The 22,021-nt window shown below is 39.4% G+C and carries 19 protein-coding genes and 1 pseudogene; 11 read left to right on the forward strand and 9 right to left on the reverse strand.

The genetic code is table 11. The features are described from left to right. Position 1: 1 nt before the first annotated feature. On the reverse strand, positions 2-829 hold the full coding sequence (locus ACHFIZ_RS07405) for a class I fructose-bisphosphate aldolase (RefSeq protein WP_410884385.1): 828 nt from the start codon (positions 827-829) through the stop codon (positions 2-4). An 88-nt stretch (positions 830-917) separates the two neighbouring features. On the opposite strand from ACHFIZ_RS07405, the gene ACHFIZ_RS07410 reads away from it, so the two are divergent. From ACHFIZ_RS07410 to ACHFIZ_RS07420, 3 genes are all read left to right on the forward strand, one after another. Further along, on the forward strand, positions 918-1,634 hold the full coding sequence (locus ACHFIZ_RS07410; protein ID WP_410884387.1) for a GntR family transcriptional regulator: 717 nt from the start codon (positions 918-920) through the stop codon (positions 1,632-1,634). A gap of 13 nt (positions 1,635-1,647) precedes the next feature. Next, the gene (locus ACHFIZ_RS07415; RefSeq protein ID WP_410884389.1) at positions 1,648-2,970 is read left to right on the forward strand and encodes a murein hydrolase activator EnvC family protein; all 1,323 of its coding nucleotides are present in this window, start codon (positions 1,648-1,650) and stop codon (positions 2,968-2,970) included. 128 nt (positions 2,971-3,098) lie between these two features. Then, positions 3,099-3,722 (forward strand): hypothetical protein, encoded by a 624-nt coding sequence (locus ACHFIZ_RS07420; RefSeq protein ID WP_410884391.1) that lies wholly within the window; start codon positions 3,099-3,101, stop codon positions 3,720-3,722. On the opposite strand, the pseudogene ACHFIZ_RS07425 reads toward ACHFIZ_RS07420, so the two are convergent. Beyond that, positions 3,719-4,300 (reverse strand): annotated as a pseudogene (locus ACHFIZ_RS07425) (chemotaxis protein CheB). The gene ACHFIZ_RS07420 and the pseudogene ACHFIZ_RS07425 overlap by 4 nt on opposite strands. 489 nt (positions 4,301-4,789) lie before the next feature. Beyond that, positions 4,790-4,927, reverse strand: a complete 138-nt coding sequence (locus ACHFIZ_RS07430) for an endonuclease/exonuclease/phosphatase family protein (protein WP_410884393.1) — start codon at positions 4,925-4,927, stop codon at positions 4,790-4,792. 69 nt (positions 4,928-4,996) lie between these two features. On the opposite strand from ACHFIZ_RS07430, the gene ACHFIZ_RS07435 reads away from it, so the two are divergent. Further along, complete coding sequence (locus tag ACHFIZ_RS07435) at positions 4,997-7,036, forward strand: ATP-binding protein (RefSeq protein WP_410884395.1); 2,040 nt, start codon at positions 4,997-4,999, stop codon at positions 7,034-7,036. 149 nt (positions 7,037-7,185) lie between these two features. Then, entirely contained in the window at positions 7,186-7,767 is a 582-nt protein-coding gene (locus tag ACHFIZ_RS07440) for an RNA polymerase sigma factor (protein WP_410884397.1), read from the forward strand. Between the two features lie 17 nt (positions 7,768-7,784). On the opposite strand, the gene ACHFIZ_RS07445 is transcribed toward ACHFIZ_RS07440, so the two are convergent. Beyond that, a complete protein-coding gene (locus ACHFIZ_RS07445) occupies positions 7,785-8,138 on the reverse strand; it encodes a hypothetical protein (protein WP_410884399.1) in 354 nt (117 codons plus the stop codon). A gap of 91 nt (positions 8,139-8,229) precedes the next feature. Between ACHFIZ_RS07445 and ACHFIZ_RS07450 the strand changes: the two genes are divergently transcribed. Then, positions 8,230-10,152, forward strand: a complete 1,923-nt coding sequence (locus ACHFIZ_RS07450; RefSeq protein ID WP_410884401.1) for an AAA domain-containing protein — start codon at positions 8,230-8,232, stop codon at positions 10,150-10,152. Positions 10,153-10,159: 7 nt separating this feature from the next. Here the strand turns inward: ACHFIZ_RS07450 and ACHFIZ_RS07455 are convergent, their stop codons facing one another. Both ACHFIZ_RS07455 and ACHFIZ_RS07460 read right to left on the reverse strand, forming a co-directional pair. Continuing rightward, entirely contained in the window at positions 10,160-12,007 is a 1,848-nt protein-coding gene (locus ACHFIZ_RS07455) for a glycoside hydrolase family 127 protein (RefSeq protein WP_410884403.1), read from the reverse strand. A 6-nt stretch (positions 12,008-12,013) separates the two neighbouring features. Beyond that, positions 12,014-12,862, reverse strand: a complete 849-nt coding sequence (locus tag ACHFIZ_RS07460) for a dienelactone hydrolase family protein (protein ID WP_410884405.1) — start codon at positions 12,860-12,862, stop codon at positions 12,014-12,016. 663 nt (positions 12,863-13,525) lie between these two features. Between ACHFIZ_RS07460 and spt the strand changes: the two genes are divergently transcribed. The 3 genes from spt to ACHFIZ_RS07475 are packed head-to-tail and all read left to right on the forward strand — an operon-like array spanning position 13,526 to position 16,838. Beyond that, entirely contained in the window at positions 13,526-14,737 is a 1,212-nt protein-coding gene (gene spt / locus ACHFIZ_RS07465; protein ID WP_410884407.1) for a serine palmitoyltransferase, read from the forward strand. Then, the gene (locus ACHFIZ_RS07470) at positions 14,734-15,852 is read left to right on the forward strand and encodes a GNAT family N-acetyltransferase (protein WP_410884409.1); all 1,119 of its coding nucleotides are present in this window, start codon (positions 14,734-14,736) and stop codon (positions 15,850-15,852) included. The genes spt and ACHFIZ_RS07470 overlap by 4 nt, the downstream gene beginning before the upstream one ends. Continuing rightward, on the forward strand, positions 15,849-16,838 hold the full coding sequence (locus tag ACHFIZ_RS07475; RefSeq protein ID WP_410884411.1) for an NAD-dependent epimerase/dehydratase family protein: 990 nt from the start codon (positions 15,849-15,851) through the stop codon (positions 16,836-16,838). Before ACHFIZ_RS07470 ends, ACHFIZ_RS07475 begins: the two co-directional genes overlap by 4 nt. Here the strand turns inward: ACHFIZ_RS07475 and xseB are convergent. The 3 genes from xseB to ACHFIZ_RS07490 are packed head-to-tail and all read right to left on the reverse strand — an operon-like array spanning position 16,835 to position 19,407. Beyond that, positions 16,835-17,038: an exodeoxyribonuclease VII small subunit gene (gene xseB / locus ACHFIZ_RS07480; protein ID WP_410884413.1), complete on the reverse strand. Its 204-nt coding sequence runs from the start codon at positions 17,036-17,038 to the stop codon at positions 16,835-16,837. The genes ACHFIZ_RS07475 and xseB overlap by 4 nt on opposite strands. Further along, the gene (gene xseA / locus ACHFIZ_RS07485) at positions 17,016-18,407 is read right to left on the reverse strand and encodes an exodeoxyribonuclease VII large subunit (protein WP_410884415.1); all 1,392 of its coding nucleotides are present in this window, start codon (positions 18,405-18,407) and stop codon (positions 17,016-17,018) included. The genes xseB and xseA overlap by 23 nt, the downstream gene beginning before the upstream one ends. Continuing rightward, on the reverse strand, positions 18,382-19,407 hold the full coding sequence (locus ACHFIZ_RS07490; protein ID WP_410884417.1) for an LD-carboxypeptidase: 1,026 nt from the start codon (positions 19,405-19,407) through the stop codon (positions 18,382-18,384). Before ACHFIZ_RS07490 ends, xseA begins: the two co-directional genes overlap by 26 nt. A 175-nt stretch (positions 19,408-19,582) precedes the next feature. Here ACHFIZ_RS07490 and ACHFIZ_RS07495 point away from each other — a divergent pair, with 175 nt between their 5' ends. Together ACHFIZ_RS07495 and ACHFIZ_RS07500 are read left to right on the forward strand one after the other, a co-directional pair. Next, positions 19,583-20,614 carry a PmoA family protein gene (locus ACHFIZ_RS07495; protein ID WP_410884419.1) on the forward strand — a complete coding sequence of 344 codons (1,032 nt, stop codon included), beginning with the start codon at positions 19,583-19,585 and terminating at the stop codon, positions 20,612-20,614. Positions 20,615-20,651: 37 nt separating this feature from the next. Beyond that, on the forward strand, positions 20,652-22,013 hold the full coding sequence (locus tag ACHFIZ_RS07500; protein ID WP_410884421.1) for a DUF1080 domain-containing protein: 1,362 nt from the start codon (positions 20,652-20,654) through the stop codon (positions 22,011-22,013). Positions 22,014-22,021: the final 8 nt, after the last annotated feature.

Below are 22,021 nucleotides of genomic sequence, written 5' to 3' on the forward strand. Positions count from 1 at the left end.
ACTAAATAAATTTGAACGCCTGTTCAGCAGTAGCACCCTCATGAACTATTGACATCAACGCTTTAATCATCCCGGCAGGACTGTGATGTTGGATTACATTACGACCGTAAACAATCCCTTTTATTCCTTGCTGCATCAATCTATAGGTTCTATCTAAGATCTCGTGATCACTTGCTTTTCCCCCACCTCTTACCAACACGGGTATATTCCCTGCTATTTCAACTACACGGTGATAATCATTTACGTCGTTTGTCGGATCAGCCTTTATAATGTCGGCCCCCAATTCAACACCCTGCCTTACCAGCGGAATTATTTTATTTGGATCGCCATCCACCATATAACCACCAGCGGTATTATTTTCTTGAAAAACCAAAGGTTCAATCATCAATGGCATGCAATAATGCTCACAAACGGGTTTGATTTTTAAGATGTTCTGGATGCATTGATCCATTACTTCAGGTTCATTTGGTATACTGAATAAATTGACAACCACGCAGGTAGCATCTAGACGAACAGCCTGCTCTACCGGATTTTCTATCATTCTACTAAACAACTTGGAGGGCAATTCCTTTCCGTAAACATTGGCTACATCAGTTCTCAAGACAAGAGAGGGCTTATGGCGCCCTGGGATAGACTGAAGATATTGCGCTTGCCCGATAGTCAACTGAATAGCGTCTGGGGCAGCTTCTACCAATTTATTAACTGCCCGCTGTATATTTTCTATACCACTCAAAAAACTACTCTCATTGAAGAAGCCGTGGTCAATCGCGACATCAAAGCAATTTCCAGATTGGCTATTGAAGAGTCTGTTTAATTTATAGGTTTTCATAATCAAATATATATTTTACTACTTGTATATACAAGTGGAAACATGAGGAAATATTTTATATTTGTTAAACACCCCAAGACGCTGCTTAATGATCAGGAAAGAAACAACTCCACTGTATAAAAAGGTTATAGACAACCTCAAAATGTCAATCGATGACTCTAAATATAAAAAAGGTGATCTGCTTCCATCAGAGAATGACTTGTGCAAAACCTATAACACTACAAGGGCAACCATTCGCCAAGCACTTTCCGGGTTAATAAATATGGGTTACATCACTCGAAAGCACGGCAAGGGCAGTATTGTAATTGAACCAAAAAAAGGGCTTGGCATTCTTTCCTTTGCAGGTGTAAGCGCGGGTATTGGTGACCAGTCCTTAAGCACTCAAATATTACAAAAGCAAACTAAGCAGCGCTGGCCATTGGATTTCTTTTATGAATTGAATGAAATCGAATTGCAAAAAGGTTGCATCTATTTTAGTCGATTACGGCAGATTGACAATATTCCTGTGCTTTACGAGGAAACTTACATTACAAATCTTAATCTTCCACGATTTGTGGGAAAGACTTTGCAAAATGTCTCACTCTTTAAAACTATAAAAGAGCACTACAATATCGAAATCGCTACAGGTGAGCAAAAGATATGGGCAGTCAATGGTGACAAGCAGGTGAGTAAATTACTAAATATCAAGGCATCAGAACCATTGGTACACATGAAGCGAAGGCTTCAAACAAATATAAAAGATCTTAACATTTACTCCTCTATTTACTGCAACACTCAGGAATACTTCTTGCAGGATTATTTTTGATACTTTTGCGGCAATGATGTTAAAAAAACTGCTGTTCGTCCTACTCACTACAATTCTCTTCGGAACTCTAGCTTTTGGACAAAGTAACCCTGTCGATCTGAAGAAGAAGAAACAACAGTTGCAACGCGAGATTGATGAGCTTCAGAGAAATGCAAATAAGGCAGCAAGCAACAAAAAACTTACTATCAGGCAAATTGCTGATCTAAATAAAAAGATCTCTTTAATGCAGGACAAAATCGAAATCATTAATTCTGAGATGAGGTCATTAGATCTTGAAATCCATAAAAATTCCAAGACCGTCAATAATCTAAAGGGGCAACTAGGTCAGCTCAAAAAAGAGTATGCAAGCATGATCCGCTTCGCTCAAAAAAATCAAAACTCTTATACAAAAATGATGTTCATTTTTGCTTCGAGTGATTTCCACCAAGCTTACATGAGAATGAAGTACCTTCAGCAGTTTGGCAATTACCGTAAAAAGCAAGCAGGTTTTATTCAAGGAAAAGAGAAAAACCTAAAATACAAGATTGTAATCCTTGATAAAAACTTGAAAGAAAAAAGTAGCCTGATGAAAGAGCAGGAATCAGAAAAAACCAAGCTTGGGCAAAATAAAGAAGTGCAAGATAAAGCACTTAGTAAGTATAGCACTCAGGAGAAACAATACCGCCAAGGTATCCTGGAGCGAAGAAAAAAGCAAACAATAATAGACGGTCAGATTCGTGCAGCTATTTTAAGAGACATTGCGATTGCTAAGAAAAAAGCTGAGGAAGCCGCTAGACTTGAATTAGCCAGAAGGAAAGCTGCTGAGGAACGCGCAAGAATTACCCAGGCGAAAATAAGAGCCGCGGAGATAGCAAAAGCCAAAGCAGCCAATAAGCCAATTCCACCGGCACCAAAAGAAATTGTAAAAGAACTTCCAGTTGCTATTCCAACTGTTCTGACTAAACTATCCTCAGATTTTGAAAAAAACAGAGGTTCACTACCGAGACCGGTCGCTGGCAGAATTACTGAGGGTTTTGGAAAGCACACCGAGGGTCAAGCGGTTTATTATAACGATGGAATTAATCTGGAGCCTGAAGAGAATGCTGCTGTGCATACGGTATTCGACGGAACAGTGAAACAAGTGGCTAGCCCATACGGCAAGTATTATGTTCTGATCAGCCATGGCTCATATTACACCGTATACCATAACCTAAAATCGGTAAGTGTTTCAGTTGGTGAAAAAGTAAGCACAAACCAAGTCATAGGTGTCGTTGGAAATGAAGCTGGCAAACCACACTTGCAGTTCCAAATCTGGAAGGGTATTAAAGCGCAAAACCCAGCCGGCTGGATTAGATAAGAATCCATTCAAACAACACTGTTATCAAATTGTTAAGCTATATAACTAATTAAATATGCCAAAGTATCTTTGATACACATAAAACCATCCAATTATCTCCTAAACCCAGTAAGTATTAAAAGCAATTGATGAGCAACAAAGAAAGTAACAGTCTTGGCGGAGCGCATATACCGGAACAAAAGGTCGGCTCGGAAATAAATGCAAGTTCAACCGCCACATCCGCAACAACAAAAGAAGCAATTTCACATTATGATGTCGTGAAAAAACGGTTACTTGATGTAAATAATTGGTTTGAATTTGCTAATCTACCAGTATCGTCTTTCAAACTTTTTGACCATAGCTGCAGAGTGGCTGAAAGATCGGCAATTGAGGGTGATTATATTAGAATTGATATTCCGGGTCCGGGCACAAAGACGGTTCAGGGTTATTATTGGGTAGTTGTAGAGGCTATTCTAGAAGAAAGCAGCAACTACGCTTCTGTCTTGACTATGAGGGTAAGACCCTCCGCTCATCCATTAAGCGACGATCAACATACCGCTCATTTTTTAACTGATTTAGCAAGCTCTACATTCCAGATTAAAAGAAGCGAAGCAATTGTAATTGCCGAACAACACGGTCGCAACGAAATCCCCAATCGGGATACACCACATACTTTTGATAATTTAGGGAATACCGTTGTTGGCTGGAGTTCAAAGATTGGTTTCTCTTACCCACAGTGGAAAGGGTTGGTAAAAGGATTGGTAAAACCTTAACTAATTTCTTGTTCAAATGTGCACAATCTATTTAATTGTTGTGCAAGCTCCTTGGGATTAAGTATTGCTACTGGATAATCAAATCTAATAATTGAAACGGGCATTCCATCAACTTGCGCAGATTCTGGATCTTGTACCATGACATTTCCTCCCATTTTATTTATCAGTTTTGATCCTTCAAGGCCATCATTACCACCTCCAGACATGATTATTCCTACCGCTTTTCGACCAAAGTCTTTAGCGAGTTACTCGAAGAATATATCTACAGCGGAGTTTACAATTGCCGCATCCCGAGTAGTAACAATAAGTCTCCCTTCTTTGACTTTGATTGTTTTATTTTCTATCAAAATATAAACATTTCCTTAAATAAGATTCATATCCCTTTCCACTCTGATAACCTCCATCTTGGTATGTGGCAACAAGAGCGTATTTAGTAAACTAGTGTGATCTCTGGACAGATGAGTTACTACAACGAAAGCAACAGGAAGGTCAATACGGACCGCATCAAAGAAAATTTTCAATGATTGGAGTCCACCTGCGGAGGCCCCTATTCCGACTGTAAAGAAATTTTTATTCATCTTTTAAAAAGAAGCAATAATTGTGCTGGATTTACTGACTGTTTGTGTTTGAAGCCCAAACGTTTCCCTATCACAACATTGAATTCCAAAATTAATGATGAGGATGACCTATTCGGCCCAGTATTAGCCCACCAATCTCGGAGACAAAGAAATTTCTGACCCATTGCGCACTGACGTAGAGCGCTTTCTAATCATTCATCAAAGATAAGATAAAAAATAGTTGTGTATACAAGATGAATGTTTTACATTTGTCCTGAGAGCGTTAATTTAAACGGGGGATTTTGGTCTTTTAAGACTATGCCCCCGTTTTCTTTTTTCTTCATTTTCTAAATAACCCTTCAATTTTGTCGCTATCTTCCAACATTAACATCGTCAACAACTAAAGATTACGATCTACCAGACTCGGAGTGCAGCCCACTAGAACCCCGAGATAAAATTGCTACACCGTTCCAACTTTTTTGTCCTTATCATATTGCATTCTATCCCGCATCAAAGAATTGCTTGCTCATGAAATTTTTCCTGAGGTACCTTTAACTCTTGCAAGCAAAATATATCTGGTTGCTCTTGTTTAAGCCATTTGAGCAAAACTGGAAGCTTACCATTAACATTGTAAGTAGCTGTTTTCATGAATTAAATCTAATAAAAATCACGACAGATCTTATTAAATATTAGGTGAAAATATTGTACTTTAGTTATATGTCATTAGCTGAAGAACCTCAACATCAAAATCATCCATTTCTAAATAGCGGGGGAGAAATGGGAACGCTATTACGTTCATTTGATTGGTCTACGATCAGTTTAGGCAATCCCCATAGGTGGGAACAAAGCCTTAAAACAACTCTTGGAATTATTCTAAATTCAAAATTCCCTATGTTATTATTTTGGGGTAAGGAACTGAATTGCTTTTACAATGATGCATTTATTTATATTTCAGGTGACAGCACATTAAGCTCTTTAAATCCGGGGGCGACCGGAGAATTAGTCTGGAAAGAAACCTGGGTGAAGATACAGCCTATGATAATAGATGTTATGAAGGGCGGAGACGCTGTCTGGGTTGAAGACCAGATGTTGCCCATTTATCGACGGGAAAAAAGAAAAGATGTTTACCTTACGCTAAGCGCTAGCCCAGTGAATGATGAGCTAGGAATCGTTGCCGGGGTTTTAATGACTTGCAACGAAACTACGCAGAAGGTTCTTCAGCAAAAGAAAACGAAAGAAAACGAAAGAAATCTAAGGTTGATCATTTTACAAGCCCCGGTAGCTATCGCTATCTTGAGAGGACCTGAGTATGTGGTAGAGATTGTGAATTCCAAAGCATTAGAACTCTGGGGCCGGAAATCTGCTGATGTTTTCAATAAACCAATTTTGCAAGCTATGCCCGAGCTGCTATCTCAAGGTATAAAAGATCTTCTAGATAATGTATATGAAAGCGGTGAGCCATTTGTGGCAACAGAGCTTCCAATAGAACTTTTCAGAAAAAACAAATTAGAAACGGCCTACCTTAACTTTGTTTATGAACCATTATTTGATTTGGAGGGCAACATAAATGGGTTGATAGCGATCGGAACAGAAGTATCTGAACAAGTTCGGACGCGGCATCAAATTGAGGAAACAGCAGAAGAATTACAAGCGATCAATGAAGAAATGTTATCATCAAATGAAGAACTTGCGTTATCAAACGAACGACTGGAACGCGCAGAAGAAATGTTGCGTTTTTCAGTGGAAGCTGCCGAAGCTGCGACGTGGCATATGGAGTTAGAAACACGTAAATTTATAACTTCGAACAGACTAAAGCAGTTGTTTGGGCTGACAACGCAGGCAGAAGTCAGCTATAAGGATGTAATAAATAAGATCCCGGAAGACCATAGGTCAGTTGTCAGAGCTGCCATTTTGTTATCCTTTCGCGAGGGCACAAGCTATCATATGGAACATCCAATTATCGGCTTTCAAGGTAAAAAAAGGTGGGTCAGGGCTCTTGGAAAACTTTATCCCGCAAATGGAAGGCAGCAAGGCCACTTTTCGGGATTGATCATCGACATTACTGAAGAAAAGGAAAATGAGCTACGTAAAAATGACTTTATCGGGATGGTGAGTCATGAATTAAAGACACCCCTTACATCTGTGATGGGTTACATTCAGTTACTTACGAATAAAGCGAAGATAGCCGAGGATACTTTTGGCTACAGTCTTTTGCAGAAAACAAATGTACAAGTCAAGAAAATGAGTTCTATGATTAATGGCTTCCTCAACATTTCAAGATTGGAGTCTGGAAAAATTCTTATCGAAAAGCAGGTTTTTAATATAGATGAATTAGTGAAGGAAATAATTGAAGAGCTTCAATTTACGATAACTAGTCACAAAATTAACCTTTCTTTGTGTGAAAATATTCAGGTTAACGCTGATAGAGAAAAGATTGGCTCCGTCGTTTCCAATTTGATAAGCAATGCGATTAAATATTCTCCTGGTGGTGGTGAAATTGTTGTCAAGTGCGCGCAAAAGGAAAATGTTATGGAAGTTACTGTGGAAGACGACGGCATTGGAATCAATTCGGAGGATCTTACTAGGTTGTTTGACAGGTTCTACCGAGTGGAGAACCTAAATACAAAACATATATCCGGATTTGGAATAGGCCTTTATCTAAGTGCAGAGATTATTGAACGTCATAACGGTAAAATTTGGGCCAGTAGTGAGCCAGAAAAAGGGTCAGTTTTTTATTTCAATTTACCTTTGTCGTGAAAAAAATAACAATCAGCTAAGCATAAATGATTGAAATACCGCCTTAATACATCTTTGAGTACAGCTTGAGGTAATTTTCACACTCCGAATAGGAATAAGGAAAGTTATAGGCGCACCGTTTGTAGAGAGTAAAGCATATTGATAAAATTATGATTGCTTCTTACAAACTTCCTGCTACCAGTAACAACCTGATTCTCCACGTCAATTCCACTGAGCGGAATTTAGTTAATTCTTTAAAATCCGGAGATCAAAAAGCAATATCCATCCTTTATACCATGTATTCACCGGCATTAATGGGAATAATTTCTAGAATTATAAAGTTCGATGAAATTGCGGAAGATGTTTTACAGGAAACCTTTGTCAAAATATGGAAATCTATCGATCAATATCAGGAATCGAAGGGAAAGTTATTTACCTGGATGGCTCGGCTAGCGAGAAATACGGCGATAGATCAGTTAAGAGGAAGAGGCTATATTAACAGTCGTAAAAACTCTGATCTTGAAGATGTGTTTGTAGAAGTGGATATGAACAATCAAATGGTATACAACCCTGAAACAATTGGATTGAAGAAGCTTACCATGAACTTATGCGCACCCCAAAAGGCCATTCTGGATCTAATCTATTTCAAAGGATACTCGCAATCTGAGGTTGCCCAAGAGTTGAACATACCTTTAGGAACGGTAAAAACTAGGCTTAGAATGGCGATTGCTACACTTCGCAAATATTTTTAAGCTTTTATTTGCCTGAACTACTCGTAACGCTCCTCCCCTGTCAAACTAATTCCCCCTGTTTGTACGTCTATTTGAAAATTCAAGAGCATTTTATATTCTCCTGTGTAATCCAAAGCTGAGCAGACCGAAAACTCATTTATGTCGTAACTAACTTTCAGTATTCCCCCATACGCTGAAGTAAATATCAAACTATCATCAACGAGCTCCACATTCTGTAGGTTTCCTTTCCCATATTCATAATCTAATATCAAAGTATAAAGCACTTTTGAATCTGAGAGAATTGCTTCCAATTTTTTTGAATCAAGATTGCCTTCTTTAATATTTGCAATCGACTTTGCGCTTAATTTTATCTTCTCGGTATAGGAAATCATAGAATTGATTGACTGTTTAAAAGTTTAAACTTACTATTAAACCTGTTTTATTTGAAACTGTTTATTACAATAAGCATTAGTTTTGCAGCCAATGGAATATTTCGACCAACTTATGCAGCTGCTTAAAATTGAAAAAAATGCAGACCTTAAAGCATATAGCGACCTAACTGTATCATCATCGGCTGCCGAAAGGCGTACAAACGGCCTATCATGGTATCCAGTTGCAATTAGGGGCAACGAGATTGGCAGAGGCGATTATTTGATGGTAGAATTAGAACGAACCACCCATCAGGACATAAATCATCAGTTTCGATTCGGATCCTCTGTCGCCCTGTTTTCAAACCATAACGCAGAAAATGATCGAATAGAGGGTGTAGTAAACTTTGTTGGAGACAGCAAACTAAAGATAAGCCTACAAGTAGACGAGCTTCCTGAGTGGAGCCGCCAGGGAAAACTTGGAGTGGACCTGCTATTTGACAACTACACCTATGACGAGATGAATCTCGCGTTAAAAAATGCCGCATCATTATTACAAGATTCAGCAGTAAGTAGGGCGTTGAAGTTACCAGTAATTCCATTATTAAAGGTGCTTACAGGTGCTGTTAGTCCTAGTTTTACGACGACGAACTATCGGTATGAAATCCCTACTTTAAATGAAAAACAACAGGAAGCCGTTCAAAAAATCCTGGAAGCAAATGAACTTGCTATTGTACATGGTCCGCCTGGAACCGGGAAAACCACCACGCTTGTTCAAGCGATTAAAGCGCTGATAAAAAGTAATGGAAAACAGATCTTAGTAGTTGCGCCGAGCAACACTGCAGTGGATTTGCTGACAGAAAAGCTGGCAGATGAGGGTCTTGAGGTATTAAGAATTGGAAACCCTGCCAGGGTTTCAGCAAAATTATTGTCGCTTACTATTGACGGAAAAATGGCTGAACATGAATCATTAAAATCTATTAAGAAATTAAAGAAGCAGGCTGCAGAGTATAAAAAAATGGCTCACAAGTACAAGCGTAGCTTTGGGCGGGCGGAACAAGAGCAGCGAAAAGCGTTGTTTAATGAAGCACATAGGATTTTAAAAGAAGCTGATAATACGGAGCAATACATTATTGATCAGCTACTAGCTAAAGCGCAGGTGATTACAGCCACTTTGGTTGGCGCCAATCACCGTTTGATTAAGCATATTGATTTCCAAACGGTAATCATTGACGAGGCTGGTCAGGCATTAGAACCAGGTTGTTGGATTCCAATTTTAAAATCAGCCAAATTGGTTTTGGCGGGTGATCATTGTCAGCTGAGTCCGACTATAAAATCGGCAGAAGCGGCAAGAAAGGGTCTAAGCAAAACGCTACTTGAAAAGGCCATAGCATTACATCCTGAAGCTGTAGTTTTATTAGAAGAACAATATAGGATGCATAAAAATATCATGGGCTATTCTTCTGGTGTATTTTATAGCGGTCTATTAAAAGCACATGCTTCGGTAGCTGACCGATTGCTTTTTTCGGATGATAAACCGTTGCAATTTATCGATACTGCTGGAAGGGGGTTTGAAGAGAAACAAGAAGGAACCAGCGTAGTAAACCCCGATGAAGCCAACTTCCTCTTGCAATATCTAGCCGAATATATAATCGTACTTAAAACCCATTACGACTTAAAAGGGTTTCCAAAGATTGGAATTATTGCTCCCTATCAGGAGCAAGTTAAATTACTTCGTGCGGGATTAGCTACAAGTGGAATTGATAAAGAAATTTGGGAGAAGATTACAATAAATACTGTAGATAGCTTCCAAGGCCAGGAAAGAGATATAATCTATCTAAGTTTAACGCGAAGTAACGACGATCAGGTGATCGGCTTCCTTTCCGATATCAGACGAATGAACGTAGCTATGACCCGAGCTAAATCAAAGCTTGTTATTATTGGAGACAGTGCGACTTTGTCAAAACTGCCCTTTTATGCAGATTTTGTTAGCTATGCAGATGAAAAGCTAAGTTATCACAGCGCTTGGGAGTTTTGATCGAATTCTAAAAACTCTTAGGATCGATTAACTGTGGAAACCAGGTTCTGAACGAAGAAGAGCTATGGTTACCTCCGGAAGCGTAATCGCAGAAGTCTACATAAACGGGTTTGTCTCCCCCTTCCTTGTAAGACTCGGGACTAAATTGTAACCGAAACTGCATCCATGAGTTTGTAGAAGTTACCTCTTGTAAAGAGACATAGCCATCTTTGCCTCCCGGACTCACAATTGCAGCCATATCTATCCCTTTTAAAGACTCATCACGGGCCAATAGAATTGGCCCTCTGAGTATCGCAGCATATGCCGGCTTGTCACCCATATAAACTACTCTTCCGCGCATGTCAAGTTCCAGTTCTATCAAATCACCATTTTCCCAGGTGCGGGTTATAACCTGATATCCCGGGGTTACATTATCGATTGGAGTACCATTTGTGGTCAAGCGATTTTTTAGACTCCAGGAGGGTATTCTTAGGTTAATGGAAAAGGTTTCCGGTTTAGCTAGCTTAAGGATTATTCTAATAAGGCCATTCTTTGGGTAAGATGTTTGCTGGGTCAATTCAATCAATTTTCCTTTTGGAGTGGTTGTCTTGAATACTCCGCCGGCGTAATAGTTGATGAAAATTGCATCACGGGCTTTCATAACCATGTGTGCAGGGAAGTTAAATAAAGCACGTGGACCACTTGCAACACAGCAGTTCAGATCCATCCCACATTGGCCGCTTCCGGGTAGTCTCAACCCAGTCAACGGTGTATATTTCGCCCATTCGTACCCATTAGAACTCATTGAACCAAGCAGCGCATTGTAAAAGCTTTGCTCTGCCGCATCTGCATACTTGGATTCGCCTGTGAGGCGGAAAAGCTGATGGCAAAGTTTAATCCAGGTTACGGTTACGCAGGTCTCTTGGTAGTGATGGATTGGTTTGGTTTGTAAAATCTTTCCTCCAAACCACATTTCTGAAGCAGCGCCTGAGCCAGCAATATTGATTTCTGTATTATATATGTTTTGCCATGTATCTTCCACTGCCTTTTTATATTCCGGCTTGCCAGTTATTCGATAAAGTTCAAGAAGCCCTTCGTAGCAAGACATCATTTCATAGGCCTTTTGCCCCTGTTCGAAGGAATACCAGCTGGCCGGTTTAGGAAAGCGCTTTGCTACATCAATTTCAGATTTACTGATCAGCATAGGCCCATCAGGTCTTTCCCATTGTTTTATAATTTCTTCGGCGAAGCTAATATATTTTTTATTCTTAGTTGCCCTGTAAAGCTGGCACATAGGCTCAAGGATTGAGGAGGCTGCCATACCTCGGTAATTGCCTTTTGTTACTAGGATCCCATCAGCTTTTTTTAGGTCAGACATCAGGTTATCGGCGACTTTCTTCGCCGCTTCAAGACTACTTAAATCCTTAGTTAACTCATAATAATCCAATAACCCAAGCATGCAATATTTCCTTCCCCAGATATCCCACTCCTTCAACCTGGAGTTTTGAGCATAGTTTCCAATGTATCCATCGGCAGTTTGCGTTGCGATAAGTCCTTCAACCGCCTCCTGAAGTTTTGTCTTTAAGGCTGATGTTGGGTGATACCTATACGCAAGCACCCCGGAAGTAAACCATTTACCCCAAAACTCACACTGCCACTGACTTGTTTCTTCCCGATACCGGAAAGGCTCAACAAGCATATCGACATCTTGCTTTAAAATCCTATTGTTGTAAGAATTCATTAAACGTTCCCCAACAAAACCTGTAATGGTTTCAGAATCGGATATATTGAGTTTATCCTGAGCAATTACCAATGTACTGGGAAAGCTTAAAGCAAGGCTTACAAGGATGCAAACATCTAAACTAAATTTGTTCATAATGAGTTATAATACCATTTTAAAGAGACCAATTGTTCTTTCCCAAGCAAGTCTAGCAGCAACCTCGTTGTATCTGGTAGGCGAGGTATCGTTATTGAATGCATGATTTACCCCATTGTAGATAAAGATTTTATAGTCAACATTGTTGGCTTTCAGAGCGGACTCATATGCAGGGATGCCTGCATTTATACGCTCATCAAGTCCGCCGTAATGAAGCATTAGGCTGGCTTTGATCTTCGGTACATCTTCTGCCAGAGCCTGCGAGCCATAGTAGGCAACTGCAGCCTGCAACTTCGAGTCACGAACAGCCAGCTGATTGGCCATTCCACCACCCCAGCAGAAACCTACACAACCCACTTTTCCATTACCGTTTTTAAGTGTTCTCAAAAAGCCCAAACCTTTCAAATAGTTTTGGAGATTTTTTGCAGGATCAAGTTTACCGATCATTTCTCTTCCCTTGTCTTCATCTGCGGGTGTTCCGCCTAATGAAGACAAAGCATCCACTCCTAAAGCAATGAATCCTGCGGCGGCGACACGATTTGTCACGTCGATAATGTGTGGGTTCAATCCACGGTTTTCATGAATGACCAATACACTGCCAAATTTCCTTTTGTCTTTGGGCATTGCCAACACCGCTTTCATATCCCCATCCACACCAGGATAGGTCACATTCTCAGTACTAATGCTATCATCTTGCAATGTCGCACCTATTGCATAATTGTTTTCTAATATCGGTAATACCGTTAATGCGAGGGCAGTGCTGCCAGTCAATATTGCCAACCTTTTCATAAAATCTTTTCGGCTCAATGAGCTGTGCGTATATTCGTCGTAAAGGTTTATTATTTTCTGATCCATAATATATTGTCTTTAGATTATGTGATTACAATATAAGGGTAAAACAGAAAAATTGGATGATTATATTGAAGTCATTACAATTGAGCTAAGGCTCATGTCACATTTTTGTGGGAATAGATTTTATCAAAACAAATTGAAATTTTGAGCGTTATTGATGTAGTTTGTTTGGTTTAGGTTAGTCTGTGGTGGGCTAACCAACTATTATAACAGGGACATATCTGCAAAGGTTGTCCCTGTTTCCTGTTATAAGCTTTTTTTGACATCCACAAAACCACGTAGCGATTTATTTCGTTTATACAATTGAGAGCGTTAATTTGACGGGGGTAGGTCGAAAGATTTACCTCCGTTTTTTTTGACCCTGTAGCTAATAAAGTCAGGGTGCACATTCCGAAATGTAGCCCAATTTCCCAGTGCTACTTAAGTACTGTTAATAAATTATAAGTAAATTGTAATATTTAATTTAAAAAGTAATATATTGAATGTTACCCGACTTTATGTTTTGTTTTCTATGTTAATGGTCTTAAATTTGAAAAGTTTATTTATTGGCATAAATGTTGACTTTAATTAAATGTAAAGAAGGTGTTATCAAACAGAGCAAATGATCCGTAATAATGAACCAAACTACAACAAACTCTGCTCTGTAATCTAAATATAAGGACTAGTATGCGTAAAAAATTACACGATAGGATAGCTGCTTTCAAAGACGCTACAGCAATAAAGGAGAAAGGATTGTATCCATATTTCCGGGCAATAGAATCTGGGCAAGACACCGAGGTGATCATAGATGGGAAGAAGGTGTTGATGTTTGGATCTAACTCCTATCTTGGATTAACTAATCATCCTGATATAAAAGAAGCTGCCAAAAAAGCAATTGATAAATATGGCACAGGCTGCGCAGGTTCTAGGTTTTTGAACGGAACTTTAGATATCCACATCGAATTGGAAAAAAGACTCGCTGCATATGTTGGTAAAGAAGCTGCAGTCTTATTTAGTACAGGTTTTCAGGTTAACCTTGGTGTGATTTCTTGTTTGCTCGATAGAAATGACTATTTAGTTCTTGATGAATATGATCATGCCTCAATCATTGACGGCAGCAGATTATCATTTTCAAGATCTATAAAATATGTTCACAATGACATGGATGACCTGCGCAAGAAATTAAGCAGATTACCAGAAGATGCGGCAAAGCTTATCGTTGCAGATGGAATATTCAGCATGGAGGGTGATCTTGTTAACCTTCCAGAAATCGTCAAGATCGCAGATGAGTTCGGCGCCAATATCATGATGGACGATGCCCACAGTCTCGGTGTAATTGGCTTGAATGGCTCAGGCATTGCCTCTCATTATGGCCTTACTGACAAGGTTGACCTAATTATGGGTACATTTAGTAAATCTTTAGCTTCCTTGGGTGGGTTTATTGCGGGAACTGAAGAAACAATTGAATTTGTTAAGCACCGCGCAAGATCGCTGATGTTCAGTGCTAGCATGCCACCTTCGGCAGTTGCAAGTGTTATTGCGGCCCTTAATATTATTGAATCTGAACCAGAAAGAATTGATCAGCTTTGGGCGAACACAAACTACGCTAAGAAACTATTATTAGAAGCAGGCTTTGATATCGGACACACCGACAGTCCCATCATTCCTGTTTATATCAGAGATAATGATAAAACTTTTTTAATTACTAATATCCTCAGTAAAAACGGAATATTCGTAAATCCTGTAGTGTCCCCAGCTGTGCCGAGTGATTCTTCCTTAATAAGATTCTCTCTAATGGCTACGCATACTTTTGAACAGATCGAGGAAGCTGTAGACAAATTAACTTCAGCATCGAAGCAAGTTCAACTCCAGACCACATCGCAATTAAGCATTTCATGAGAAAAATCGTTGCTGTTACCAGCAAAAAACAATTAGCAACATTTATTGATTTCCCACATGAGCTGTATGCGGAAGATCTAAATTATGTTCCAGAGCTCTTTATTGCCCAACGCGACCTTCTGACTACCCATCCATTTCATAAACACTCTTCATTGCAGTGTTTTTTGCTTTACGATGGAGATAAGGTAATTGGTCGTATCGCATCCATCCTAAACAATAGTCATAATATATTAAACAATGCTAATGACGGTTTTTTTGGCTTTTTTGATTGTATCAATGATCAGGAAGCTGCAAAATTATTGATTAAAACAGCGGAGTATTGGTTGAAGGAAAAAGGAGTAACTGGTTCTTTAATAGGTCCTGTTAATTTCTCAACCAATGAAAGCTGTGGACTACTCATTCAAGGTTTTAATTCTCCACCTGTAGTAATGATGCCTTACAATTCTGAATATTATATTTCTTTGTTGGAAGGCGCCAGCTTAAAGAAGAAGGTTGATCTGATTGCCTGGAGATTTACTGGTGATGCGTACGATGATCGCTCAGTTAAGCTTCTGGATCGGTTGGAGGAACGCTTAACTCGCAATGGAATTACTATCCGTAAAATCAATTTAAAGAAGTTTAAAGAGGAAGCTGCCAGCTTAAGAGAAGTTTACAACAGAGCATGGGATAAGAATACGGGATTTGTTCCATTAAATGATGAAGAATTCGATTATCAAGCTAAAGATTTAAAATTGGTACTCGATCAGGATTTCTGCCTGGTGGCGGAAAAAGATGGTAAGCTGGTCGGCTTCGGTGCAGCCATACCTGATATGAATCAAATCCAAATCAAGATCAAAAAAGGCCGCTTATTGCCGACAGGTATCTTCAAGCTATTATTAGGCAAAAGTAAAGTGACAGGCATCAGAATTTTACTTTTAGGTGTGATCGATGGTTACCGTAAAATGGGAATTGAAGCTTGTATATATGCACGCATTATTAAAGCTTATCGCGAGAAGGGCTTGAAATATGCAGAAGCTGGCTGGACCTTAGAACACAACGACTTGGTTAACAATGCAATCATTGCTATTAAAGGCGATCCATACAAAAAATACAGAATCTTCGAAAAAAGTATATGACCGAAAAGGTACTGATCACTGGTGCCACAGGTTTTGTTGGATATCATTTAATTGAACAGGCATTGTCGGCCGGATTGGAAGTATATGCAGCAGTTCGCGAACATAGCGACACATGCCATTTAAAATCCTTTAGAATCTCTTACGTTAATCTGAATTATAGTTCCGTTGACGAACTTCGAAGCGCATTGGAAAAACATCAGTTTCAATACATAATACATGCTGCGGGAATAACAAAGGCCAAAGGTGAGGCTATTTACAATAGAGTAAATGCACACTTCACAAGGAATCTAGGAATCGCTATTAGTAAGGCAAATTATAAGGTCAAAAAGTTCATTTTTGTAAGCAGTCTTGCGGGGATAGGTCCATTATCAGATCTTTCAAGAAAGCTTAAAGACGATTCAGCGCCGCATCCAGTGACCAGCTATGGAGCCAGCAAGAAATTAGCTGAGCAATATCTTTCAGAAATACCCAGGCTTCCGTTGATTACTATCAGACCCACTGCTGTCTATGGCCCACGTGAAAAAGACATTTTCATTCTGTTTAACACAATTAACAGAAGGCTGGAGCCTCATATTGGAAGTTTCAAGCAGCAACTCAGCTTTGTTTATGTGGTAGATTTAGCGTATATAATTGTTAAGGCACTTTTTTCAGAGGTTGTTGGCACTTCATATAACATATCAGACGGCAAGATTTACGATCGTTATGCACTTGCAACGTTCATCAAAAAGGCACTAGGAAAAAGAACATTTAAATTTCATCTTCCGGTACTGGTGGTTGATCTGCTTGCATCTGTTATGGAGCTGCTCTACAGTCGAAGTAAACATGCCCCAACCTTAAATAAAGAAAAGATGGCAGAACTTACAGCAGTAAATTGGGCTTGCGAGATTATTCATATCCAAAACGATCTTGGCTATGAACCACTATATGATCTTGAAAAAGGAGTCAACGAGACAGTTGCTTGGTATAAGGCCAATAGCTGGATCTAGCCGTTGCTTTCCATTTGCTTAATGATCTTGTTTACCTCAGTTTCTGTAGATCGCAACTTTGCCTGACAGTAACCGATCAATATCGAAGCCCGTTTAACTTTTTCTGCTAAGACATCTACAGATACAGATTCATTTTCAATATCATAGGCTATTTTTGTAAGCTCTCTATAAGCTGTCTCATAAGTCAAATTCTCTTTCATTGTATGCTGATTTTGATTGTACTATTGTTTTAATTTCTGTTTCCGAAAATATCACGGTCAACTCATCTCCTTCCTGAATATCGTTTGACTTACTCAGTATTTTATCATTAGCCTTTACAATCGCAAAGCCTTTGTTGAGGATATTTTGTGGACTCATCATCTTCGCTAGGGATAAAAAATGGGCAATTTGACCTCGCTGGTTATTAAAATAGGACTTATTGAACGATCGGAGACTAATAATAATATTTGTCAGGTCCTTCTCCTTGTTCGATAAAATGATTCTTGGGTTTGTAAGGACTGATCCTGACAGATTGAGAATATTCCTCTCGTATTTATGCAAGAGATCCTTCGTCGAATTACAGGTCGCATTCTTTAACTGGGAGAGCCTCTCTTTCTGGTTGGTCAATAACTGAAGAGTCTTAATTAGCATCATCTTTTGAGTGCTTAGGATTGATTCTTCAAATAGACGGTTATGCGCAATAATGAACTCAGCTGCTTTCGTAGGTGTCTTTGTAGCGGTGTTCGCCATCAAATCTACTATCGTTTCGTTCTTTTGATGACCAATGCCTGTGATTACAGGTATCGGAAACTTGGCAACTGCCCTGCTTAAATCGTAATTATCAAATATTAGGAAGTCTATTTGAGCTCCACCGCCACGGATAATGATCAATGCGTCGTATTTTGAATTTGAATTGAACGCATCTACCATCTTCGCAAGAATTTGTGCCGCATTTACCTCGCCCTGAACGAGAGTAAAGTAGTTATCTATCTCAAAGTGGTAACCATAAGGATTTGTATCCAAAGTGTGCTTAAAATCCAAATAGCCTGCAGATGTTTCAGATGATACAATCGCTAGCTTTTGAATTACCCTGTTAAATGATATTGAATTATTTCTGGTAATATACTGCTCTCCAACTTTGCGAATAAACGCTGGATTCTCTTTAACTAATCTTTCTAAGTTCTGTTTTCTTTGTTGTTCAAACAGACCGAGCGAATAATTTGTGTCGATATCCAACAAGTTCAAATGCATCCCAAAAGCGGAGCTGTATTGTACAGAAACCTGGATCAACACATTGATGTCATTTCTGAATTTCTGACCCGTATCATTTTCAAAGTTTAAAATATTTAGTGATGCATTTCCCCATGCCCTGCCAGCTATCTTGGCTGTAATCCTGGATGATCCTGAGTCCTTTTCCACGAGTTCGAAGTAGTGGTAATTTGATTGAGACTTGTAAGTGTGGTTTGTCACATCTGCGATTACCCAAAAGGTCTGCTTAGCAAATACATTTTCTAGCTCATGCTGAATATGCCCTGTTAACTGAGAGAGCTTTATAGAGTTGGAACTAGATAGAAACAAGTGATCCTCCATTTTGGTCAACTGTTAGGATATGCTGTGCCCCACATTTTAAGGGGTAGTTATTGACTTGGTGCCCAACAGGAAAATCAAAGCATACAGGGTATTTAAGTTCCTTTTCATTTACAAGGTCATAGACAGTTTTACCAAATTCATTTCCAGATGTATCTACCTTAGCCTTGAAGCCGCCAACTATCAAGCCTTTCAAACGATCTAGCTTCCCTGTTCTCTTTAAATTCCAAAGCATCCTGTCTATGCTATAAAGCTGTTCCTGAGTGTCTTCAAGAAAAAGAATTTTACTGTCTGTATTTAGATCAAAGCTTGTCCCAGCTGCAGTTTCAATTAAACTTAGATTTCCGCCAATTAATACTCCTTCTACTTTCCCAAACCTGTTGCCCGGCGATGCCAAAGCACTGTATTTTACCGGTTCGCCACTCAGGGTTTGCCTGATCGACAATATTGTCTCAATTTTTATTGGAGTCGCTTTTGTCCATTCGGACGGAAAGCTGTTACACATCTTTGAATGCAGGGTAGCGATAGCAAATCTGCTATTGATGTGGGTATGAAGCATGGTAATATCGCTGAAACCAATTATCCATTTGGGATGTCTTTTAAACTTCCTAAAAGAAAGCTGTTCGATCATTCTCACCACTCCGTATCCTCTCCTGGTACACATAATTGCCTTTATATCAGGGTCATCAAACATAGTTTGAAAGTCTGCTGCCCTTTCCGTATCTGTGCCACCTAAAGTAAAATCTTTCTGTCCGACTGACTTCCAAATTTCTACTTTGAAGCCCCAACTTTCCATCACGTTTATAGAAGGCTGGATGTCTTCAACCAGCATATAGCTTGCCGGACTTGTTATGCCGATAGTATCTCCTTGTTTAAGATAGGGTGGTATTTTAAATCGCAACACTGATACTGACTTCAATAGGTTATCATTTCCTAAGCTTTTTATCGCAGGCAAGGTTGCGCTTATGCTGATTAAAAAGGAAAGAAAGTGTTTGAGTTTCATCAGCAGAAAATTGATTTACAATAATAGGAGTTATTAGCGATATCCGTTGGGTATGGCCGCAATCGTTTTCGTAATTTTTCAATTGTAAAGGGCAATTCTTGACGAGTTTGTACATAAAGAAAGGTATATTTATTTAAACATTCCTGCGCCCAGCGGAACTGTATAACCAGATATCATGAACAAATTATTAATTCTTGCCTGTTGCTTTTTCACTTTTCCCTCTCTCGCCCAAACGAAAAGTGTAAAAGTTATCGAAAGTAAAACAGATAAGAGTGTGGCGGTTGTCATTGACGGAAAGCCTTTTACCAGTTTGATCTTCCCGGATAATATGGAGAAGCCAGTTTTATATCCAATCAATGCAGCTAATGGGTCAATTGTTACCAGAGGTTTTCCCTTAAAAAGTAGAGATGGTGAGCGGACTGACCATCCACATCATGTTGGCTATTGGTTGAATTATGAAAGTGTAAATGGACTAGATTTTTGGAACAATTCCTTCGCTATTCCGGCAGATCGTAAAGATAAGTTCGGATGGATAAGAAACGTCAGGATAACAGAAACCAAGAGCGGTACAAAATCTGGTGAGCTTTCGTACAGCGCAAACTGGGAAAATCAGGTCAACGATATTTTATTAAAAGAAGAAACCAGGTTTGTGTTCAGCGGTTCTAAGGATACTAGAACTATAGATAGGGTAACAACGTTGACTGCTCAAAAAGACACTGTACGTTTCAAAGACATAAAAGATGGTATGTTGGGAATACGGCTTACAAAAGAACTGGAATTCCCTTCAGATAAGGTTGAAGAATTTACAGATAGCCACGGAACCATCACCAAGATTCCTGCGTCAGGGAATGGTGCAAGTGGAAACTATTTAACTAGTGAAGGAAAAACGGGAGTTGGGGTTTGGGCTACGAGGGGCACATGGTGCGCCCTATTCGGCATTAAAGAAGGTAAACCATTATCCATTGCAATAATTGATCATCCTAAAAATCCAGGATACCCTACCTATTGGCATGCCCGTGAGTATGGTCTCTTTGCAGCAAACCCACTGGGTCAGGAAGTATTCAGTAATGGAAGGGAAAAACTAAACCTCACACTGAAACCGGGTGAGTCAGTAACCTTCCGATACAGGATGCTGATAACAACAAATGAGGAAGTAAAGCCGGAGACCTTGAATCAACAAGCGAGCGCATTTGGTAAAACAAATTAGCTTATAAAAAATAACAATCATCGACAACATACAAACAATGAAGAATACAAAATTATTAGTTTTAGCGGCGCTATTCGTAGGATCTCTGCCCATTTCGCTGCAAGCCCAGTCTGGAAAATGGGAAACCCTTTTCAATGGCAAGGATCTCTTGGGTTGGAAACAATTGAATGGTAAAGCAAGTTATACAATTGCTAATGGCGAAATTGTAGGGACAACGGTATCAAATGAACCGAATTCCTTCTTGGCAACAGAGAAAAATTATGGTGACTTCATTCTAGAATTGGAGCTTTTTGTAGACAACTCAATGAACTCCGGTATCCAGATTAGAAGTGAAAGCAAATCAGATTATCAAAATAACCGGGTTCATGGCTACCAGGTGGAAGTCGATCCATCCAGCAGGAAATGGAGTGGTGGGCTATACGACGAGGCAAGACGTGGATGGTTGTATCCAATGGATATTAATCCAGCCGGACAAAACGCATTTAAAAAAGATACCTGGAACAAATATAGGATTGAATGCATTGGTAGCTCTATTAGAACCTGGATTAATGGAATTCCTACTGCAAATTTGATAGATAACATTACTCCCATTGGTTTCATCGCGTTGCAGGTTCATGCGATTGGGAAGAACGATAAGCCTGGCAAACGGATCCGCTGGCGTAACATTCGTATTCAAACGACCGCTTTAAGCCCTAGCAAAACAGATAGCATCTTCGTGGTGAATATGATCCCAAATGATTTGTCGGCTCAAGAAAAGAAGGAAGGATTCTCGTTATTATGGGATGGTAAAACAACAACTGGTTGGATTGGTGCCTATAAGGATAAGTTCCCGGCAAAAGGCTGGAATATTTCTAATGGAGAATTGAGTGTTGATAAAGCGACTGGAGCTGAGTCTACCAATGGTGGAGATATTGTTACCATAAAAGAATATGGGCCTTTTGAAATGAAGTTCGACTTCAAACTTACCGAAGGCGCCAACAGCGGCGTTAAATATTTTGTGACGCTGACTGAAGGAAACAATGGCTCTGCTATCGGGATGGAATATCAAATTCTTGACGACTTGAGACACCCTGATGCAAAGTTAGGTAAAGATGGGAATCGAACTTTGGGTTCTTTATATGACCTTATCGCCAGTAAGAAAACAGCTAACTCAACTCGCATTATTGGTGAATGGAACCGTGGACTTATCCGGATTAATAAAGACAATAGAATAGAATATTGGCTAAACGGCATCATGGTGACAGAATTTACGCGCGGCACCCCTGAGTTTTATTCGCTAGTATCGGCCAGTAAATACAAAGATTGGAAGGGATTTGGAATGGCACCTAAAGGCCACATTTTACTACAGGATCACGGTGACCGTGTATCCTTCAGAAGTATAAAAATTAGAGAGCTTTAATGTAAAAT

The sequence above is a fragment of the Pedobacter sp. JCM 36344 genome (assembly GCF_046546555.1).
In the GTDB taxonomy this organism is placed as follows: domain Bacteria; phylum Bacteroidota; class Bacteroidia; order Sphingobacteriales; family Sphingobacteriaceae; genus Pedobacter.

Bases quoted from the DNA above. Each gene is read 5' to 3' on its own strand.
- ACHFIZ_RS07405 (WP_410884385.1), bottom strand. From the start codon at position 829: ATGAAAACCTATAAATTAAACAGACTCTTCAATAGCCAATCTGGAAAT.
- ACHFIZ_RS07410 (WP_410884387.1), top strand. From the start codon at position 918: ATGATCAGGAAAGAAACAACTCCACTGTATAAAAAGGTTATAGACAAC.
- ACHFIZ_RS07415 (WP_410884389.1), top strand. From the start codon at position 1,648: ATGATGTTAAAAAAACTGCTGTTCGTCCTACTCACTACAATTCTCTTC.
- ACHFIZ_RS07420 (WP_410884391.1), top strand. From the start codon at position 3,099: ATGAGCAACAAAGAAAGTAACAGTCTTGGCGGAGCGCATATACCGGAA.
- ACHFIZ_RS07430 (WP_410884393.1), bottom strand. From the start codon at position 4,927: ATGAAAACAGCTACTTACAATGTTAATGGTAAGCTTCCAGTTTTGCTC.
- ACHFIZ_RS07435 (WP_410884395.1), top strand. From the start codon at position 4,997: ATGTCATTAGCTGAAGAACCTCAACATCAAAATCATCCATTTCTAAAT.
- ACHFIZ_RS07440 (WP_410884397.1), top strand. From the start codon at position 7,186: ATGATTGCTTCTTACAAACTTCCTGCTACCAGTAACAACCTGATTCTC.
- ACHFIZ_RS07445 (WP_410884399.1), bottom strand. From the start codon at position 8,138: ATGATTTCCTATACCGAGAAGATAAAATTAAGCGCAAAGTCGATTGCA.
- ACHFIZ_RS07450 (WP_410884401.1), top strand. From the start codon at position 8,230: ATGGAATATTTCGACCAACTTATGCAGCTGCTTAAAATTGAAAAAAAT.
- ACHFIZ_RS07455 (WP_410884403.1), bottom strand. From the start codon at position 12,007: ATGAACAAATTTAGTTTAGATGTTTGCATCCTTGTAAGCCTTGCTTTA.
- ACHFIZ_RS07460 (WP_410884405.1), bottom strand. From the start codon at position 12,862: ATGGATCAGAAAATAATAAACCTTTACGACGAATATACGCACAGCTCA.
- spt (WP_410884407.1), top strand. From the start codon at position 13,526: ATGCGTAAAAAATTACACGATAGGATAGCTGCTTTCAAAGACGCTACA.
- ACHFIZ_RS07470 (WP_410884409.1), top strand. From the start codon at position 14,734: ATGAGAAAAATCGTTGCTGTTACCAGCAAAAAACAATTAGCAACATTT.
- ACHFIZ_RS07475 (WP_410884411.1), top strand. From the start codon at position 15,849: ATGACCGAAAAGGTACTGATCACTGGTGCCACAGGTTTTGTTGGATAT.
- xseB (WP_410884413.1), bottom strand. From the start codon at position 17,038: ATGAAAGAGAATTTGACTTATGAGACAGCTTATAGAGAGCTTACAAAA.
- xseA (WP_410884415.1), bottom strand. From the start codon at position 18,407: ATGGAGGATCACTTGTTTCTATCTAGTTCCAACTCTATAAAGCTCTCT.
- ACHFIZ_RS07490 (WP_410884417.1), bottom strand. From the start codon at position 19,407: ATGAAACTCAAACACTTTCTTTCCTTTTTAATCAGCATAAGCGCAACC.
- ACHFIZ_RS07495 (WP_410884419.1), top strand. From the start codon at position 19,583: ATGAACAAATTATTAATTCTTGCCTGTTGCTTTTTCACTTTTCCCTCT.
- ACHFIZ_RS07500 (WP_410884421.1), top strand. From the start codon at position 20,652: ATGAAGAATACAAAATTATTAGTTTTAGCGGCGCTATTCGTAGGATCT.